Source organism: Micromonospora sp. B11E3 (assembly GCF_039871625.1).
Classification (GTDB): Bacteria; Actinomycetota; Actinomycetes; order Mycobacteriales; family Micromonosporaceae; genus Micromonospora.
Genome location: NZ_JBDPMC010000018.1, coordinates 85,552 through 104,052 on the forward strand (window position 1 = coordinate 85,552; position 18,501 = coordinate 104,052).

The 18,501-nt window shown below is 74.1% G+C and carries 9 protein-coding genes and 1 pseudogene; 1 reads left to right on the forward strand and 9 read right to left on the reverse strand.

Features of this window, described 5'->3' with window-relative positions:
* Nucleotides 1-155: 155 nt before the first annotated feature.
* From ABGB16_RS12605 to ABGB16_RS12620, 4 genes are read right to left on the reverse strand one after another with little or no spacing between them, the layout of a single operon-like run.
* Nucleotides 156-1,100: an SCO2521 family protein gene (locus tag ABGB16_RS12605; RefSeq protein WP_347668196.1), complete on the reverse strand. Its 945-nt coding sequence runs from the start codon at nt 1,098-1,100 to the stop codon at nt 156-158.
* The gene (locus ABGB16_RS12610) at nt 1,084-2,118 is read right to left on the reverse strand and encodes an SCO2522 family protein (protein WP_347668197.1); all 1,035 of its coding nucleotides are present in this window, start codon (nt 2,116-2,118) and stop codon (nt 1,084-1,086) included. The genes ABGB16_RS12605 and ABGB16_RS12610 overlap by 17 nt, the downstream gene beginning before the upstream one ends.
* The gene (locus ABGB16_RS12615; RefSeq protein WP_347668198.1) at nt 2,115-3,062 is read right to left on the reverse strand and encodes an SCO2523 family variant P-loop protein; all 948 of its coding nucleotides are present in this window, start codon (nt 3,060-3,062) and stop codon (nt 2,115-2,117) included. Before ABGB16_RS12615 ends, ABGB16_RS12610 begins: the two co-directional genes overlap by 4 nt.
* Nucleotides 3,052-4,917 (reverse strand): SCO2524 family protein, encoded by a 1,866-nt coding sequence (locus ABGB16_RS12620; RefSeq protein WP_347668199.1) that lies wholly within the window; start codon nt 4,915-4,917, stop codon nt 3,052-3,054. Before ABGB16_RS12620 ends, ABGB16_RS12615 begins: the two co-directional genes overlap by 11 nt.
* A 275-nt stretch (nt 4,918-5,192) precedes the next feature.
* Between ABGB16_RS12620 and ABGB16_RS12625 the strand changes: the two genes are divergently transcribed.
* Nucleotides 5,193-10,067 carry a pentapeptide repeat-containing protein gene (locus tag ABGB16_RS12625; protein WP_347668200.1) on the forward strand — a complete coding sequence of 1,625 codons (4,875 nt, stop codon included), beginning with the start codon at nt 5,193-5,195 and terminating at the stop codon, nt 10,065-10,067.
* Here ABGB16_RS12625 and ABGB16_RS12630 read toward each other — a convergent pair.
* The 5 genes and pseudogenes from ABGB16_RS12630 to ABGB16_RS12650 all read right to left on the reverse strand — a co-directional run.
* The gene (locus ABGB16_RS12630; protein WP_347668201.1) at nt 10,032-14,696 is read right to left on the reverse strand and encodes an SAV_2336 N-terminal domain-related protein; all 4,665 of its coding nucleotides are present in this window, start codon (nt 14,694-14,696) and stop codon (nt 10,032-10,034) included. The genes ABGB16_RS12625 and ABGB16_RS12630 overlap by 36 nt on opposite strands.
* On the reverse strand, nt 14,693-15,766 hold the full coding sequence (locus ABGB16_RS12635; RefSeq protein WP_347668202.1) for a MoxR family ATPase: 1,074 nt from the start codon (nt 15,764-15,766) through the stop codon (nt 14,693-14,695). Before ABGB16_RS12635 ends, ABGB16_RS12630 begins: the two co-directional genes overlap by 4 nt.
* Nucleotides 15,759-17,636 (reverse strand): trypsin-like peptidase domain-containing protein, encoded by a 1,878-nt coding sequence (locus ABGB16_RS12640; protein WP_347668203.1) that lies wholly within the window; start codon nt 17,634-17,636, stop codon nt 15,759-15,761. The genes ABGB16_RS12635 and ABGB16_RS12640 overlap by 8 nt, the downstream gene beginning before the upstream one ends.
* A gap of 4 nt (nt 17,637-17,640) precedes the next feature.
* On the reverse strand, nt 17,641-17,985 hold the full coding sequence (locus ABGB16_RS12645) for a CU044_2847 family protein (RefSeq protein WP_347668204.1): 345 nt from the start codon (nt 17,983-17,985) through the stop codon (nt 17,641-17,643).
* A gap of 211 nt (nt 17,986-18,196) precedes the next feature.
* Nucleotides 18,197-18,501: pseudogene (locus tag ABGB16_RS12650) on the reverse strand (hypothetical protein); the annotation flags it as partial.

Consider the following 18,501-nt stretch of genomic DNA (forward strand, 5'->3'; position numbering starts at 1 on the left):
ATCGCGACATGCAATCCCTGCTCAGCCTGGAGACATAACCACAATCTAACGCCGGCGTAGCATTCGTCGCAAATACCCGAAAAGGCCTTGCGTTACCCAGGGCGGCGTACAAGATAACCCATTCAGGGGAGGCGCCGTCGACCCGGTTCGATCCACTAACGAAAGAGCTGGACGGCATCCGGCGCCCGGTTGACCAACGCGGCGGCCATGGCGATCTGATCACGGATCCGCCGCACGGAGGCGTCCCACTGTCGGGACAGCCCGGGCCTGCCCTCCAGCCCCTCCCAGACGGACAGCGCGAACCCGTCCAGCCGGGCCGCCGGCATCCACAGGTGCAGCAGGTGATCGACGGCCGGCCGCAGCCGGTGGATGATCTGCACGGGCTCCCCGACCCCGATCTGGCTCTGCTCGATGATCGACAACAGCGCGGTCAGCAACCAGTCGTGCAGCGCCAGATCCTCACACAGCGCGACGACGTCGGCCACCGCCGCCTGCCCCAGCAACAGCCGCACGGACCGCAGGCCGTCCTCGCGGACGGTGAGCCGCACCCGGGCCGCCTGGACGTCCTCGTCGGTCAGCGCCGCCCACCGCAGCACCGTACGGCGCGCCCGCACCGGCGGCCGTCGGTCCAGCAGCGACGACCCCTGCACCTCGGCGAGGAGCCGGTTGCAGAGTGCGCCCATGCCCATCGTGGACGCCCGCCTGTCCGCGTCGAGGTGGGCCGCCGCCGTCCCGGGCAGGTCGGTCCGGCCGAGGGTCTCCACCACACCGAGCCGCGCCAGGTAGTGCGACCAGGCCCGCCGGTAGCCGCCCCCGACCGGCTCGACCCGCACCACGGCGGAGCTCTGCAACACCCGCCCGCCGGTGAGGCAGACCCGGCCCATGAGCGTGCCCACGCCGCGCACCCGGGCACCCGAGCGGGCGGCGATCCGGCAGTCCACCCCGGTGAAGGTGTGCGGGCTGACCGCGTACCCGATCGGGCGTTCCGAGACGCGGACGCGCTCGCCGGCCAGCAGCGCCAGCACGCTCTCCGCCAGCTCACGGGGCACGTCGCCGGAATGGCGCAGGGCCGTGGTCTGCACCTCACCCAGGACCAGCACCGTGCACCGGTCCGGTGTCGACGAACAGATACTCGATCCGATCGACCACGGCGGGCGGCAGGGCGATCCCCTCGTCGGCGCCGCGCCCGCCGAGCTGGTCGAGTACGGCGGGATCCACCGCCACCTGCTGCATTATCGTCCGGACCGCGTTCTCGATCGGCAGGAACAGCGGGGCGCAGATCGTCATGGTCCGGTAGGCGCTGAACGGCGCCGCCCGCTCGTTGAGCCGCAGCACCGCGGGCAGCCGCCGCCAGTCGTCCGGCAGCTCGTCCGGCAGCGGCCTCGGCACCGCGACCCGGCGGCCCTTGTCCCGCAGGACGCCCAGCCGCAGCAGCTGCCACACGGCGGCCAGCATCGCGCAGGACCACTGCCGGCCCCGCTCACCGTCCCGCCACAGCTCGATGTCGGCGAAGATGGAGTGGTTGACGGCGGCGTTCTCGGCGGGCGGCAGCCACGTGCTCGGCCGCTTCATCGCCTCGTGACGGTCCGTGGCCGGCGAACGCTGCCCGTTGCACAACCACCCTGTGTGATGCACCGGTGGACGGGCCCCGGTGCTGTCCGGCGGTGGATCCTCCACGATCCGCGCCTCGACCAGTTCGGCCAGCGACAGGCCGGCCGGAGCGTCGTCCGCCGGTTCGGCCGGGTCCGCGTCGGCCGGGTCCACCGGGTCCGCGCACCCGGACTCCCGGGCGAGGTAGTCGAGCTCCAGGCCCCCCTCCCGGGCCGCCGCGAGCAATTTCGGCAGCAGTGTGCGGGGCGACTCCGGCTGCCCGAAGTAATCGTCGATCAGCACGCACGTGCTGATTCGCGCGGTCTTTCCCTGGACCGCGTCGCGGCAGGCGGCCCGGGCGGTCGCGGACCACCTGGCGATTCGACGGAAATGGTCGGCGAAAAAGTCGACGTCCCGGCTGAGGTCCGGGGAGTAGAAATGACCCAACTCGATCGATAAATGTGAAAGCGGAATGGACTCCACCCGCGCGTCCGCGGTCGACTCGAAGAACTCGGCGTCGGCTCTCATGTGGTGGCCCACACTTCGTCGTCCACGAGGTTCCGGGCGAGCTCGTCGAACGCGGCCACCGTCGACAGGTTGGCGATGTCCCGGGCGACGACGTCGTTGTCGGAGAGCAGCTGCTCACGCCACTGCAACACCGGATCGAGCGGAACCGAACCGAGCAACGCCAGCCGCCCGACCCGATGCCGGGCGGCGAGCCGCCGCAGGTCCTGGTCGCAGTCGCGCAGCCACGCGACCTGGGCGGGCCGCAGTCCGCGCAGCTCGGCGGAGTCCGGGTCGACCACCGCGGTGCGGACGAACCGGATCGACGCCGCCAGTCGCTCCCGGTCGTGCCCGGCGCGCTCACCGACGTCGAGGATGCCGTCCTTGCCGTAGACGAGGCCGGCGGCGGCCGGAATGTGCTGCCGGGTCCAGCGGTGGAAGACCAGCCAGCGGGCGACCACACCGCGCAGCGCCGCGTCGGCCGTCGCCTCCAGCACCAACTGGGTCGCGTACGACCGTCCGGCACTGAGGTCGATCAGGCACATGTCGAACTCCTCGTCGAGCGCGAGAAGCAGCCGGACGCACCGGCGCAGGGCCTCCTTGTCCGGCCGGAACTCACCGCCGTCCTGGTCACCCGGGAAGAGCATGAGCTGCCCGGAGCCGGGCGGGCGGTGCCGCAGGCTGGCCCGGGCCGACCGGTTCCACACGTCGATGCGCAGGGGCTCCTCGACCGCCGCGTGCGGGTCCTGCTCCATCAGGTACGAGTGCAGCCCGCCGCCCTCCCGCACGCCCCGCGCGGCGTCGACGATCTGGAAGATCGATCCGGCGGTGGGCGAGCCGAAGTCGAAGTCGAGGTAGCAGACCTCGGCACCGGCGAGGGCGCGGCGGTACACGACGTTGCAGCTCGTGACCGACCTTCCGGTGCCGCCCTTGTCGGACGCCGCGAAGACCAGCACGCTAGTCTCCAACCTCGGATTCCCGGGCCGCGGCGAGTTTGTCCAACTCGCGTAGGACGTCCAGGGTCAGGGCGGCGGCCGTGCCGGGCCGGGTGGACAGCAGCCGGCGTGCCCGCCGCAGCCCGATCGCCTGCCGGCTCAGGCTGTCGCGCAGCGCCGGACCGCCCTCTCCCGAGCCGCGCAGTTGCTCCTCGTCGAACACGTCCTCCGCCTCGACCAGGAGTTCGGTGGCGATGTCCGACAGCATCGAGCCGGGCGGCGGCACGCCCTGGATCAGGTCGGCCGCCGTGCCCATGCACTGCATGACCCGCGTGGTGTGGTACCAACTGGGCGTCCCGCGGCGGGGCAGCGTCGGGTACACGTTGGCCGGCTCGTCCCACAGGCCGGCCCCCTTGCCGTCACGCAGCCGACGCCGTTCCAGGTGCCGCCACGCCTCGTCGGCCAGGCGCAGCAACCGGGCCCGCAGGCGGTGGTCGTTGGCCTGGGCCGCGACGGCCAGTGCCCGGCCGAGCAACAGGGTGCCCAGCTCACCCAGCCGCCAGCCGAGTGGGGGCGCGTCCGGTCCGGCGAGCTCGGCGCCGACGAGCGCGACCCAGGTGCCCGGATGGTGCAGCTTCAGGGCGGGATCGGCGGCGAGCGGCCGGCGCCTGATCCGCCCGCGGTCGGCCAGGTCTTCGAGCACCCGCGCGATCCGGGCCAGGTCGGAGTCGGGGGCGCCCTGGTCGAGCAGGGCGTGCCGCACGAGGGAGACGACCAGCAGACTGTAGTAGTCGCTCTCCTCCTCGTCCGTCGTCCGCCAGGGCAGGTCCTCGACCGGCCAGCGATCGTCGCCGAGGGTGGCGATCGTGGACCAGTAGCGCTGGGCCAGATCCCACTGCAGGTTGAGGATCCGGGCGAGCGACTGCTGCTCCTCGTCGAGCAGGCCCTGCAGCCGGGTCTCGCGGGAGAAGAGGTCACGGATGCCGTCGACCGCCACCACCGTGAAGTAGAGGTACGGGTACGGCTCGGCGAGCCCGGGCTGGGCGTACACGGTCGTCGGCGTCTTGACCGGTTCCGCGCCCTGGACGATGCCCCAGGACCAGCCGCACTCGAACAGCAGGTCGCGGTTCTCCAGCAGCGTCTCCACCTCGTCGGCGGACGAGCCCAGCTCACGGAGGCCGGCCATGACGTCGGTCAGCGAGTTCCGGATCCGGGCGACCAGCTCGGCGGAGTAACCCTCCTCCGGGCTGACGGTCTCGCACAGCGCCCGCCCCGCGCGGCTGTCGCCCCGGAAGACGCTGAGGGTGAAGCTGCGCTGGAGCCCGGCCATCGCCGCCGTCAGCCGCTTCCGCGCGTCGACCTCCACCTTGTCGATCTCTTCGCGGTGGGACGGCCGCTGGACCTGCGGCCGGTAGCCACGCAGGAACCCGATGGCGGCCGTGGTGAGCACGACCGACGTGGCGTACGAGTCGACCACCTCGAGCGCCAGCTGCTCCGGGGTGGGCTCCCGGTCGTCGTCGGGCGCGGTGGTGAGGTAGCTGCCGCCGGAGAACTCCGGCAGCCCCGTCCCGGGGTCGGTGTAGCACCGCAGGTACTCCCCGATGAGCCGGACGACCCGCTGCGGGATCTCCACGGCACCACCGAACGAGGCGAGCGCGGCGCAGACGTCCGGCTTGGTCTCGTCCGGACGGTCGAAACGGATGCCGGGCAGTTTCGTCGGCGGCAGCAGGAGGCAGAGAAGCAACTCGGCGTCACTGATGGAGTTGCGGCCGGATCGGTCGCCCCAGGAGAATGCCCGCCCCGAACCGCACCATCTGGATATTGCTTTCCACACTGACAGCAGTTCCTGGCGCGGCTGAAGTCTCATTGATCGGCAACCACCGTTCATTCACCTCGGGCAATGCAGCGCGCGGCGTCGTCCGCGCCGGGCAGCCAACCTCAGGAACAGTGCTTCTCCTTCGGCGCAGCATATCCCGCCAGCCCATTGGACCAACAGCGTCACATTCCGGGCGTATCAATATTTAGCCCGCATAACGGAACGGCCCATTTATGGATCATCGACAATTGGTACGCTCGTTACCGCCCATGGCAGACGAAGAGCGCTCCCGTACGCGGCCTGCGCGTCTCACCACTCGCCGGCGCCTCCCGGGAAGGCTCCCGGAAGTGGGGAGAACACCGGTTTACACCACGTCGCCGATCATGATCCTGCACTGCCGGGACTTCCTGACCACGATGCGTTCTCCGCAGGCCGGGGGGCGGGCTCCGCACGACGTGGTCACCGCCCTGCTCGACCAACTGGCTTCCTCGGAGGTGACCCGACCGCCGGACCTGGTGATGATCGCCGGCAATCTCGCCGAACGGGCGACCTCCGCGGAATACGAAATCGCGCACCAGCTTCTCGGCACCCTGCGGGACGCACTCGGGCTCGACGCCCGCCGGATCGTGCTGGTGCCCGGCAGCAGCGACGTCAACCGCCTCAAATGCCACGCCTACTTTCTCCAGTGCGCCGCCGACGAGGAACAGCCGGCGCCGCCGTACTGGGAGAAGTGGCAGCCCTTCGCCACGATGGTGCGCCGGTTCCACGGCACGGAACTGCCCAAGGACCAACCCTGGGGCCTCACCGAATACCCGGACCTGGGCGTCGTCGTCGCCGGCCTCAACTCCACGATGGCCCAGACCCACCTGCCGAAGGACGAGTACGGCTACCTGGGCGCGGAGCAGATCGACTGGTTCTCCGACCAGCTCGCCGCACCGGCCCGGCGCGACTGGCTGCGGGTCGGCGTGCTGCACCACCGGCCGGACGGAGCGGACGGCGGCGGACGGCTCGCCGACGCCGACCGGTTCGTCACCGCCCTGGGCCCGCACCTGGACCTGGTCGTGCACGGCCAGCCCGGCGGGCCCACCGTGGCCCTCCTCCCCGGTGGCGCGCCGGTGATCGGCGGCGGGAACGGCGGCTGGCAACTCCTCGAGGCGCATCCGGACCACGTACGGCTGCACGCGCTGCCACCCGGTCCGCACCCGGCCGGCACCGACCCGGTCCCGCTGCCGTACCCTCCCCCGCGCCGGCCGGCGCCCCGCCCCCGCCCGCCGAGTCCACCGGCTGCGCTGCGCCGGCTTGCGGACCAGGTCGCGGAGGTGTGCCGGCTGCGCCACCCGGACGCCGACGTCGCCCTGGTGCCCCAGCCGGACTCGACCCGGCTCGCCTACCTGCGGATCTCTCCCGACCCCGCGCACGGCGACCGCGGCCCGGCGGAGCAGCACCCGGTCGGGGTGTGCGCGGCCGTCCCGACCCGCGACGACGTCGCGTGGTTCGGCACCGTGCTGGCCCGGTTCCGGATCGGCGGCGCCGGCCGCACCGCCAGCCTCGTGCACGTCGGCGCGGAGACGGACCAGCGGCTGCGCGACTGGGCCCGCGCGCGCGGCGTCGCCCTCGTCACCTTCGCCGACTTCCAGCTCGGGTCCGACCTCGACCGCTTCGCCGAGCGGCAGGCCGCCGTGCTGGACAGCGACCCCGTCTACCCGTCCGCCGCATACGTCCCGCAGCGCTACACGGAGTTCCTGCCGGGACCACGGGCGCCGTCCGAGGCGCCGCCGTCCACGGATCTTCTGGCGTGGCTGCGCGACTGGGTCGACGCGCCGCGCGGGCGGCTGGTGGTGGTGCTGGGCACGTTCGGGCACGGCAAGACCTTCCTCCTGCGCGAGCTGGCCCGGCGGATGCGCAGCGACGGTTGCCGGACCGTGCCGGTGCTGATCGACCTGCGGGGCTTCGAGAAGGCGTACAGCCTGGACGAGCTCGTCGCCGTCCAGCTCTCCCGGCACGGCCAACGGCAGATCGATCTGGACGCGTTCCGGTACCTGCGCCGCGAGGGCAGGGTGGCGCTGCTCTTCGACGGCTTCGACGAGCTGGCCACCCGGGTCAGCTACGACCGCGCGACCAACCACCTGGAGACGATCGTGCAGGCCGCCGAGGAACGGGCCAAGGTCATCGTCACCAGCCGTGACCAGCACTTCCTCACCGACGCCGACGTGCTGTCGGCGTTGGGGGCGCAACTCGGCGCCGACCGCCGGGTCGTCCGCCTGGCCGACTTCGACGACCAGCAGATCCTCACCTTCCTCACCCACCAGCTGCGCGACCCGGTCAGCGCCCAGCGCCGCCTCGACCTGCTCCGGCACGTCAACGACCTGCTGGGGCTGTCCCGCAACCCGCGGCTGCTCGGGTTCATCACCGAACTCGGTGAGGAGCCCCTGCGGATCGCGAGCGACGCCGGGAACCCGATCACCCCCGCCGACCTCTACCAGCAGGTACTCGACCGCTGGTTGGCCTACGAGACCCGGCGACTGGGCCGCCTCGGTCCGCTCGCACCCGACGAGGCGGACCTGTGGGAGGCCGTCACCCACCTGGCGCTCCGGTTGTGGGACTCACCCGACGACAGTCTCAGCCTGGACGACCTCGGAGCCGCCGCGGCCACGCTGTCCCAGCTCACCGCCGCGGCGGTCGGTGAGACAGCCGCCCTGGAACCGCAGGAGAGCGCCCACCTGCTCGGGTCCAGCACCCTGCTGGTCCGGTCCGGGCTGCGCCGGTTCACCTTCGTCCACCACTCGGTACGGGAGTGGCTGATCGCCAAGCACCTCGCCGGTCAGCTGACCGCCGGCGGCGGGGCCGCCCCCGGCCTGGTCGGACGGTCCATGTCCCCCCTCATGATCGATTTCCTGGTCGGCCTGGCCGGCCGCGACGTCATGCGCGACTGGGCGGAGCAGACCCTGGCCGACAAGTCGACCGCGCGCGGGGTCGGACGCAACGCCGTCGAGGTCCTCCGCCACCTCCGGGTGGCCACCTCGTCGCCACTCCACATGCCCGGCTTCGACCTGCGCGGGGAGGACTTCTCCGCCCGGTTCCTCGCCGGCGCCGACCTCAGCGGCGCCGACCTGACCGGCGCCCGGCTGGTGGGCGCCGACCTGACCGGGGCCAACCTGACCGAGGCCAACCTCACCGGCGCCCGCCTGGACCGGGCCGCGCTCCGTGACGCCGACCTCACCGAGGCCGACTTCACCGGGGCGAGACTGCTCGGCACGGACCTGACCGGCGCGGTGTTCACCGGCGTACGGCTGCGCCGGGCCGCTCTGGTGGCCGCGACCGGAGCCGACGGCGAGGCGCTGCGCGGCGTGGACGCGCTCGGCGCCGCACTGCCCGGGGACGCCGCCGCCGAGCCGCAGATCGCCTCGTCCGCCGTCGTGCACGCCGTCGCGGTGGCCTTCGGGGTGCGGCTGCTGGCCGGAGGTGGCGAAGACGGCGCCATCCGGGTGTGGGACGCCGGAAACGGGACCCCGTTGCGGGTGCTCACCGGGCACACCGGCGCGGTGCGGGCCATCGCCTGCACACCCGACGGCCGGTACCTGGCCAGCGGCGGCGACGACGAGACCGTCCGCGTCTGGGACACCACCACCGGCCGCACCGTACACACCCTCACCGGCCACACCGGCCGGGTACGCGCCCTCGCCTACAGCCCCCACGGCCGGCACCTCGCCAGCGGCGGCGACGACGAAACCGTCCGCGTCTGGGACACCACCACCGGCCGCACCGTACACACCCTCACCGGCCACACCGGCACGATCCACGCCGTCGGGTACGCGCCGTCGGGCGACCGGATCGCCAGCGCCAGCGACGACCGGCGCATCCACGTGTGGGACGTGGCCACGAGCGCCATCGTCCACACCATGACCGGGCACACCGGCTGGATCCGCGCCCTCGCCTTCTCCCCCGAGGGGCGGCGGCTGGCCAGCGCCGGCGACGACAGCACCGTCCGGGTCTGGGACACCGGCACCGGCCAGGCGCTGCACACCCTCACGGGCCACACCGGCACCGTCCACGCCGTGGCCTACTACCAGGACGGCCGGCAGCTGGCCAGCGCCGGCGACGACGAGACCGTCCGCGTCTGGGACACCGCCGACGGCAGACCGTCCCGCACCCTCCGGGGCGGCGGCGGTGACTCCTGTGCGCTGGGTTTCTCCCCTCGGGAGGACGATCCCTGGATGGCGGTCGGATCGGGCGACGGCGCCGTACGGATCTGGAGCGCCGTGGTCGGCGACCAGCCCCGCGTGCTCAGCGAACCGGTCGGCCCCGACACGGCCGTCACCGCGCTCGCCGTCTCCTCGGACGGCCGCTACCTCGCCTGCGCCGCCCACGACGGCGGCATCCGGGTGTGGCACCCCGCCACGGCGGCGCTCGAGGCGACCCTGACCGGGCACATCGGGGCCGTCCGCGCGATCGCCTTCTCCCCCGACGGGCGCCACCTGGCCAGCGCCGGCACCGACGGCACGATCCGGATGTGGGACGTCACCGGCCACGGCGGGGTCCGTGCCCTCGCCGGTCAGTACGGCGGGGTCACCACCATCGCGTTCTCGCCGGACGGGCACCACCTGGCCAGCGCCGGCACCGACGGCATCCGGGTCTGGCACCTCGCCACCGGGCGGCGGCAGTCCGTGCCGGGGCACGCCAACACCGTCCGGGCGGTCGCCTTCTCCCCCGACGGGCGCCACCTGGCCAGCGCGGACGAGGACGGAGCGATCAGGATCCGGGGCATCGACGCCGGCCAGCCGCCGCGGGCCCTCGCCGGGCACCAGGGTCCGGTGACCGCCATCGCCTTCTCGCCCGACGGGCGCCACCTGGCCAGCGCCGGTGCCGACGGCACCATCCGGATCTGGGCCACCGCCACCGGCCGGCTCACCCACACGCTCACCGGCCACGCCGGGTGGATCTGCTCGCTGGCCTACACCCCGGACGGCCGGCACCTCGCCAGCGCCGGCGGGGACCGCGCCGTCCGGTTCTGGGACACCACGCGCCGAGGGCCGCGGGCGGTGCTCGTACCGCTGGTCGCCGGCGGCTCGGCCGTCCTGCTCGACGACCAGCGGTACGTCCTGGCGGGACAGCCGCACGGCGAGTACTGGTACGCCATCGGCATGTGCCGGTTCGAGCCCGGCGAACTCGACCCGTACGTGCCGGCGCTAAGGCCGGTCCCGTCCGGCGGGCGGCTCTGGTGAGCCGCCGGCCCCTCCCTGGTCCGGGCTCCCCTGGCCCGCGCCGGACCGGTCGAGGTGGTCGAGCACCCGACGGGCCGCGACCCGCACCTCCACGGGTGCGGCCGGGTCGGCGCCCGCCGCCCGCGCCCACCGGCGGGCGGTGTCGTGCCCGGCGAGGTCGCACAGGAACTCCACCAGCAGCGGGGACATCTCCCGGCGCAGCAGCCCGCGCACCCGGCCGGCCGGGTGGTCCGGATCCAGTTGGTCGGCGACCTCCCGGGCGACCAGCCACTCCAGGACCGAGCGGTCGACGAAGTGGAAGCGGTAGGCCGGATCGCGGACCAGCAGGGTGCCGGCGCCCAGCAGCCGTGCCGTCTCGCTGCGGCCGGACGCCCCACCGCCCCGGGCGGTGGTGAGCCGGGTCAGCACGTCGGCCGCCGCACCCAGCGCGTCCGCGCCGAGCGCCGCCTCGCCCGATTCCCACAGCCGCCGGGCCAGGTATGTCACCGCGCGCTCCAGGTCGGCCAGGGGCGTCAGGCCGAGGACGTCGTCGGCGCCGCCACGCCGCCGTTCCCCGTCGAGCCACTCGCTGATCAGCCGCCGGTAGAGGTCCGCCACGGTCACCCGGCCGTCACCCGACGCGGCCGCGCGCAGCCGCTGCTCGTCGATGTCGGCGATGAAGGCGAGCATCCGCGGGTTGCGGGCCATCCGCAGCAGGCCGCCGACCCGCCCGAGCAACTCCAGCCGGGCCCGCGCCCGCTCCGGGCCGCCGAGCCGCCGGGCCAGGAACTCGAGTATCTGCTCCCGGTCCAGGCCCACGAGCCGCACCCAGCGCACCGCCGGGCCGGTCGGACCCCCGACGGAGTACGGGCCGAGCGCGTCGGCGAGCAGGTCGGCGTCCCGGCTCACCAGGACGACCTTCCCGCGGCCGGGCCGGATCCGCGCGCCGGCCTCCCACCCGGCCACCCAGTCACGCAGCCGGTCGTGGGTGGTGCGGGCGGCGAGCTCGTCGAGCCCGTCGCACAACAGCGCGACGCGCCCCTCGCGCAGCAGGTACCGGCTCCGGTCCAGGTCCACCCGGCGCAGGCCGCCCCGGGACAGGTGGATCGCCACCAGCTCGTCCAGGCCGACGCGCCAGTCCAGGCTCCGCAGATCCACCAGGATCGGCACGACCGGGTCGCGGTCGGCGTGCAGCCGGCGCGCCAACTCCCGCAACAGGAACGTCTTGCCGGTCCCCGAGGCGCCCACCACCGCGATCATCTGCCCCTCCGGGGCGGCCAGCCAGCGGCGGAGACGGCCCAGCAGCTCGGGCGCCGGCTCGGCCGGCCCCGCGTCGCCGGCGCGGGACGCCCCGCTGTCGGGGTCGAACAGGACGTATGGCTGCGGGACGTAACGGGCGGCCGGGAACGCCAGGTCGTCGGCCAGCGACGCCGCCTGCCCCTCGGCGTACCAGAGCACGTCGTCACCGAGCTCGAAGTCGGCGAAGCTCACCAGCCGAACACCCTGGCCGAGGGCCCGTTCCCGGAGGCCGGAGTGGGCCGGCACCGACCGGCAGACCAGCGTGGCGTCACGGCCCGGACCGTCCGGCCGGACCACGTCGTCCAGGAACCGCTGCACGGTCTCCGCGCGCGGCTCAGCGTCGAACACACCGATCAGGTACGGGGCGGACAGGTGATCACCGGCCGGCGAGACCACCAGGTAACCGGCCCGCGGCGCACCCGGCGGCGCACCCGGCCACCGGTGCTCCGCGAGGACGGCACCCGGCGTACGGGCCCGGTACGCCCGCGCCACCCGGGCCACCAGGTCGGTCCGCGATCCGTCGACGAGGTCGTCCACGCCGGCCGCGCCCGCCGCGCCGGCGTCCCTGTCGCCCACCTCCGGCGGCCACCAGTGGTCGCCGTACGCGTGCGAGACGTCCCGCCCGGCCGCCGCGCCCCGCCGGGCGTGGCTCTGTGGCAGCACCCGCAGCGTCCCCGGCCGGAGGTCGACGAGCTGGTACCGGTACCCGCCGGGCGTACCCGTCCGGTGCGTCGCGTCCGGCGGCAGCAAGCCGTCCGCGCCGTGGAGGCCGACCGCCGGCACCCCGGTCAGGCCGATCTCACGTACGCCGCCCGGGTGGTCGTGCAGCACCACGTCCAGCTGGGCGGCCAGCAGTCGGGCGAAGGCGTCCGCGTCGCGCAGCCCCGTGTCGTCCGCGCCGTCGGTCGGGTCGTGGTGCAGCACACCGACGCGCAGCCAGCCGCGCCGTTCGTAGTCGCGCAGCCGGTCGGCGAACCACTCCAGCTGGGCGTGGCCCAGCCGGCCGAACCGTTCCCCCGGTAGGTGACTCACCGACATGGTGGAGTTCAGCGCGGCGACCACCGTGCGCGCGGCGGGAACCGGCAGCAGCTGCCACGGCTGGTGCGGCTGGAACGCCGTCGCGCCGGGCAGCCTGGCGGTCAGCTCCGCGAACGGTTCCCACTTCGGCCAGTACGGCGGGACCGGCTCCGCACCGTCCGCCGCCCGGCTCAGAAAGTGGGCCAGGCACCGCCCCTCGTTGACGTCGGACAGGCCGGGGACGACGATCACGCGCCCGGTGGGCAGGCCCAGCCGCGTCCGCAGGTTCTCCAGCAGACGATAGGCCGCCTGGTACTCCGCCGGGGTGGCCCGACGGGCCGCACCCCCGGTGACGATCACGAGGTCGGGTGCCCTCCCCTCGCGGTGACACGCGGCCGCGAGGTCGTCGAGCAGCTCCGGGCCGGACGGTCCCGAGGCGGATCCGGCGCCGTCCGGGTCACCCGGGTCGCCCGTCGCCGGGTCGCCCTCCCCGGTCAGCCTCGACCCGCTCACCTGCAGGATCGTGAGGTGGCCGGCTGCTGCGGCGGCCGAGCCCAGCCGCGGCCCGCCGCCCGGAGCAGTCGCCGACGGCCCCGGACCGCCCGCCGGCCCCGGACCGCCCGCCGGCCCCGGATCGCCAGGTGCCGCGCGCCCGGCCAGCCTGCGCAGCACCTCGGCGCGGATCTGCGCGAACGGTTGACGCAACGCCGGCACCGTCAGGCTGCCCACCGGGGCGGACACCACCGCCGTGAACGACGCCCCGGCTCGTTCCAGGTGCCGCTCCACGTAACTGGACACCTCGGCGAGGACCCGGCCCGCCTCCGCCCGGTCCAGCGTGCCCAGCAGCGCCTGGCGCACGCCCCGGCGGAACTCGAAGTGCTGCTCGTCAGCCGCCCCACCGCCGAGCGACACCGGCACGAGCAGCCCGCCGTACAGCACCTCGGCCAAGTGGGACGGGCGGGCCGAGGGCACCATCACGGCCTGCACGACGCGGATCACCGCGAGGTTGAGCGGCACCGCCGCCGACAGGTACCGGGCGAGCCGGTACGCCGGTGCCGACGCGGCGGCCCGGAACTCCCGTACCCGCCGCTCGGGAGTCGGCTCGACCGGCGGCTGCCGCGTCCCACCCGGCCCCCGGCCGGCCGCCGGACGACCCACGTCGTCGACGTCGCGCACGCCGGCGGGCGTCACGATCGCGTCGATGCCACCGACCGCCCGGCCGGCGACCAGGTTCGCCCAGGGGCGTAGCCACCGCGGATCGATCTCCAGAACCGGTACCGGCCCGGTGCGCTCCGGCAGGCCACGCCGCCGCCAGGCCGAGGTGAACGGGGACTCCGCGCTCGGCGCGCCGGCGCGCGGGGCGGACAGCCGGCCGGGCACCGGATCGAGACCGGTACGGGACCACAGCCGCTCCGGCAGGGGCTGGAGGATCGCGACAGGTGCGCGGCGGGCCCATTTTCCGAGCACCCGGGCCATCTCGCCGTCGTGCCACGGGCCGCTGACGCAGTCGCTGAGCACCAGGACGAGATGATCACCGGTCCGGTCGGTCAGGCCCAGCGGCGAGCGCGGCGCGACCGGCGGGTTCGGCCCGCCGAGCCGGGCGCGCGCGGTGAGGCCCATCGTCCCGTCGGGGCGCAGGCCCAGGTACACCACCCGGATCGTCCGGAACGCCCCGAGCCGCTCCAGCAGCGTACGGACCTCGTGCCCCAGCCGGTCCCAGACCCCGCCGACGGAGCTGCGGTCCAGCACGAGCGTGAGGTGCAACCACCGGTCGGTCGCCGGCCGCCAGACCGGCGTCCACAACCGACGCTCGGCGATCTGGCACGCGGTGGCCTCCTCGTCGATCGTGGCGCGGTGGCCGGAGCGGACGCGCCGCTTCAGGGGGCGCAGCGCGCGCAGGACCTGTCCGCTGTTCGGCAGGGCGCCGGCGGTGCGCACCAGCAGCGGCCACCCCGGCACCGCCTCCAGGTCGAGCCGGCCGTCGCCACCCCCGCCGTCCGGGTGGGGTGCGGGAGCGTTCCCGCGGCCCGGCGCCGCCGGCCCGCCCGGGTCACCCGGCGGCCCCGCCTCCGGGGCGGCAGCGGCCGGCCCCGGATCCCTCCCCGGCCGCACCGGCAGCCGCAGGTCCACCTGCTCGCCGCGCGACGGCGGCGCCGGCCCGGGCCCGGAGACCACGGCCCGCCCCCCGGACGGCGGGCCGGCGGCCGGAGCGGGCGACGGCCCGGCCACGTCCACCCGCAGGGCGAGCCAGACGGCCTCGGCGAGCTCGGCAGGGGTCAGCCGGACGCCGGCGGCGTCGAGAACGGCGAGCAGGCGGTCGATCCGGGCCGTCACCCCGACCCGCTCAGCTCTCGCAGCACCACGTTGACCAGTTCGTCCCGGTCGGGCCTGGCGTCACCGCTGGCCCGGTGGAGCAGGTACACCGCGTTGAGCAGCTGGTCCGTGGCCAGCTGCCCCTGCTCACGGCGGGCCAGGAAGTCGTCGATGAGATCAGCCGCCTCGGCGACCGCCTCGTCACCCAGGTGCGCCCGGACGATCGCCTCGATCCGCCGCTCGTCCGGCTGCGCCAGGTCCAACTGGACGCACCGACGCAGGAACGCGGGCGGAAACTCCCGCTCGCCGTTGCTGGTCAGGACGATGAACGGGAACTCGCGACAGCGGACCCGCCCGTCGTTCACGGTCACCGGCTCGCCGTTGTCGGCCGGGCGCACCCGCACCCGCGGGACGAGGTCCGCGATCCGTTGCAGCTCCGGGATGCCGTACTCGCCCTCCTCGAACACGTCGAGCAGCTCGTTGGGCAGGTCGATGTCGCTCTTGTCGATCTCGTCGATGAGCAGCACGCGGGGCAGCGCGTACGGGGCGAAGGCGGTGCCGAGCGGCCCCAGCCGGATGAACCTGCCGATGTCGACCGGCCCCCACCGGCTCGAGCCGTCGCCGCGGGGCACGGCGTCCGGCTCCGCGGCCTCCGCGGCGGCACCGAGGGCAGGCTGGCCGGCCGCGCGGGCGTTGGCCTCCTCGATGCGACCGACCGCGTCGTAGTGGTAGAGGCCCGAGGTCAGCGTGGAGCGGCTGGTGATCGACCAACGCAGCACCGGGCCGAGCCGCAACTCGTGCGCCACGGCGTAGGCCAGGGTGGACTTGCCGGTGCCGGGATGGCCGGTCACCAGCAGCGGGCGGCGCAGGTGGAGCGCCACGTTGACCAGCCTGACCGTGTTCTCGTCGGCCTGGTAGGGCACTGCCCTGCGCCGGTACGGCAGCCGGCGACCCACCGGCGCGTCGCGGTCCAGCGGTGTCAGCGGCTCCCCGTCGAACACCCGCCACGGCGGGGGCTCCGCCCGGCGCAGGATGCGGTCGTCGTCGCGGTCCGCGACGCCGGTGCCTCGATAGACCAGGAACTCACCCACGCCGCTCCCCTGTCGGTGTCGCCATCCGTGGCCGCGGAAGCCGGCGACCCGGGTCGTCCCACAGCAGCACGACGTCGTGTCCGCACTCGGGATGCCCGTCGGCGCCGGCCCGGTTGCGCAGCCGCATGATCCGCTCCGGGACGTCGTCCCGGCCGGCCTTGCTCAACTCGAGGGTGACCGCCTCCGCCAGCCGGCTGGCCGGACAGTCCCGGTGCGAGAGTCCGGGCTGCCCGGCGCACCCGCGCCGGCGCCACAGCACGACCGGGATGCCGCAGTAGAGCCCGACCTCGAGCGCCGCCCGCGCGGGAACCTCCTGCGGCGAGCACGGCAGCACGAGCGCGCCCAGCGAGGGTTCGAGCTGGAACCAGGCGTGCAGCGCCCGGTGCTCCCGCCGTTCCAGACAGGAGACCGACGTCAACGCCACCCCGATGTCCTGGCCTTCGAGCGCCTTCCAGCGCTGCCGCCAGCCGCCGAGACGGTCGTCGTCCTCGTCGAAGCGCTCCAGCTCGCGGACCACCACCGGGTTGGTCTGCCCGATGACCGACCACGGATTGCGGTCGGGCGCCTCCAGCCACTGGTCGACGTCCTCGTCGAGGAGATCGTACGGAAGCACCAGCTCGATCAGGGGACGCGAGGCGTCGTCGGGCCCGCCGCGGGCCAGGTCCGGCAGTCGGGCCCGCAGGTGCCGCCGCAGCTCCTCCAGCGACCGGTCGGGGTCGTCCGTGGCGATCGGCGTGATGTCGCCGCTGTCGGCGTGGCGCCACAGCTCGCAGCGGTACCGCCGCCGGTTCTGGCCGGCCGGCCGCACGTACACCAGCACCGACGGCGTCCGGGAGGTCGCCGCCGACTCCGCGGGGGCGGGCCCGTCGGCCAGCCGGGTCGCCGCCTCGTCGCGGTCCCGGGGAGTCTGGGGAGACATCCGTGCCCACACCCGCAACGACTCGGCGACGGACTGCTCGGCGGCGGCGAAGGACATGTCGATCGCGTACGCCAACACGTGCGGGAAGCCGTCCTCGGCCGGTAGCAGCCCGGCCAGCTCGCTGACCACGTCGCCGTGGTCGTGCAGCGGGTGCCGGGGCGGCACCGCCAGCTCGCCGGCCACCGCCCGGTAGGTCGCCAGGTGCTGTTCGTGGCCTGCCGCAGGCAGACCGGCGAGTATCGCGCGCAGCTCCCGCTCGGCCCGGCGGCTGACCGGTCCCGTCGCGCCCGGCAGGTCGTCGGCCAGGCCGGTCCAGCGCCGGTTGCGTCGGTGGTAGGCGTCGTGCTCCCGGCGCAGCCGCCGGTACGGGGCCGGGTCCATGATCCCACGGAGGGCCCGGACCGGAACGGCGACGCCGCCCGAGGGCTGCCCCGATCGCCGCGTCGCCTTGGTGACGGCGCACACCCCACCGGTCTCGGCGTTGAGGACCGGCGCGCCGGACATTCCCGGCTCTATCTCGTCCCCGGTCAGCCGGATCATGTCCTCGTAGCCGCCGCCGTGGGCGAACCACCCCGATGTCCGGCCGACCTGCGGGCCGTACAACCGGGCGTGCCCGACGATGACGAGCCGTGCCGACATGGTGGGCGGGTGATCGTCCAGCCACACCGCGGGATGGCCGCCGGCCGGCGCGGCCACCTCGACCACCGCCAGGTCCGGGTACGGCGCGATGCCGCGCCCGTCGAGCGCGGAGGCCCAGCGGACGGTGCCCGGCAGGTCGGCGTCGCGCCACCCGACCGTGACCCGGTCGCCGGCCGCGCCGGCCACGTGGGCGCAGGTGGCCACCAGCCCGGGGCCGACGAAGAAGCCGCTGCCCTCACCACGCCCGGAGACCCGCACCAGGCAGTCCTTCAGCAGCGCGGTCAACTGGTCGATGCCGTCCGGCGCGGCCATGCCGTCACCTGGGTTCTTCGGCCGGCGGCTCCGCGCCCGGCTCGTCGTCCCCCGGGCCCCAGTTCATCGTCACCTTCACGGCGGTCTTGCCCCCGACCCCGCCGAGCGCGGCGACCAGGCCCCGCTCGCCGACCGCCATCTCGACGCCGAACTCCACGGTCAACCGGTCCGGCTTGGCGTGCCGCAGCCCCGCGACCACATTGGAACTCACCCAGTCGACGACCTCGGCCAGCCCGGGAAGGTCGGCGAACCGCTCGCGGAGCCCCACGTCGCGCGACTCCTCGTCGGAGTCCACAGTGACCCACATCGTGTTGCCGGAAGGAAGTCGGACCTCGATCAACTCGCGCACGCCGCGCTCCTCCGTCCCCGTACGGTGACTCTTCGTGCAACGGTAGTGCCACGCGGCCACCGGTAGAAGGGCCGATCCGAAGGGGATTCCCACGTTGGGTGCAATCTGTCCACATTGGTGAGGTACGGACCCGGGCAGCCCGGTCGACCAGGACGGTTCCTCGGCGACGAATTCACGCGGCTATGTAAGAGACCGTCGGGTAACCAGGTGACTACGTGGCGAGAAGTCGCTCAACGTTGATGCGTTGGGCGGCTTCGCGCTCGGTGGCGTTGGCCCAGCGGATCGTTTGACCGGCAAGACGTATCGTCATGAGTCGAATCATCGCTACCTTGATCATGGCCTCGGAGTTGGCGGTGAGCCGCTCGTAGTCGCGGGCCAGGCGCCGGTTACGCACCAGCCATCCGGATGGGTGGGCCGCGCGGCGAGGTGCCAGCCGTTGGGCTGGTCCTTTTCCGCGCGGCCTCCCGCCGAACCGGATTTGATGGTTTCCCGATCGTCCGGCTCTCCAGTGACTTA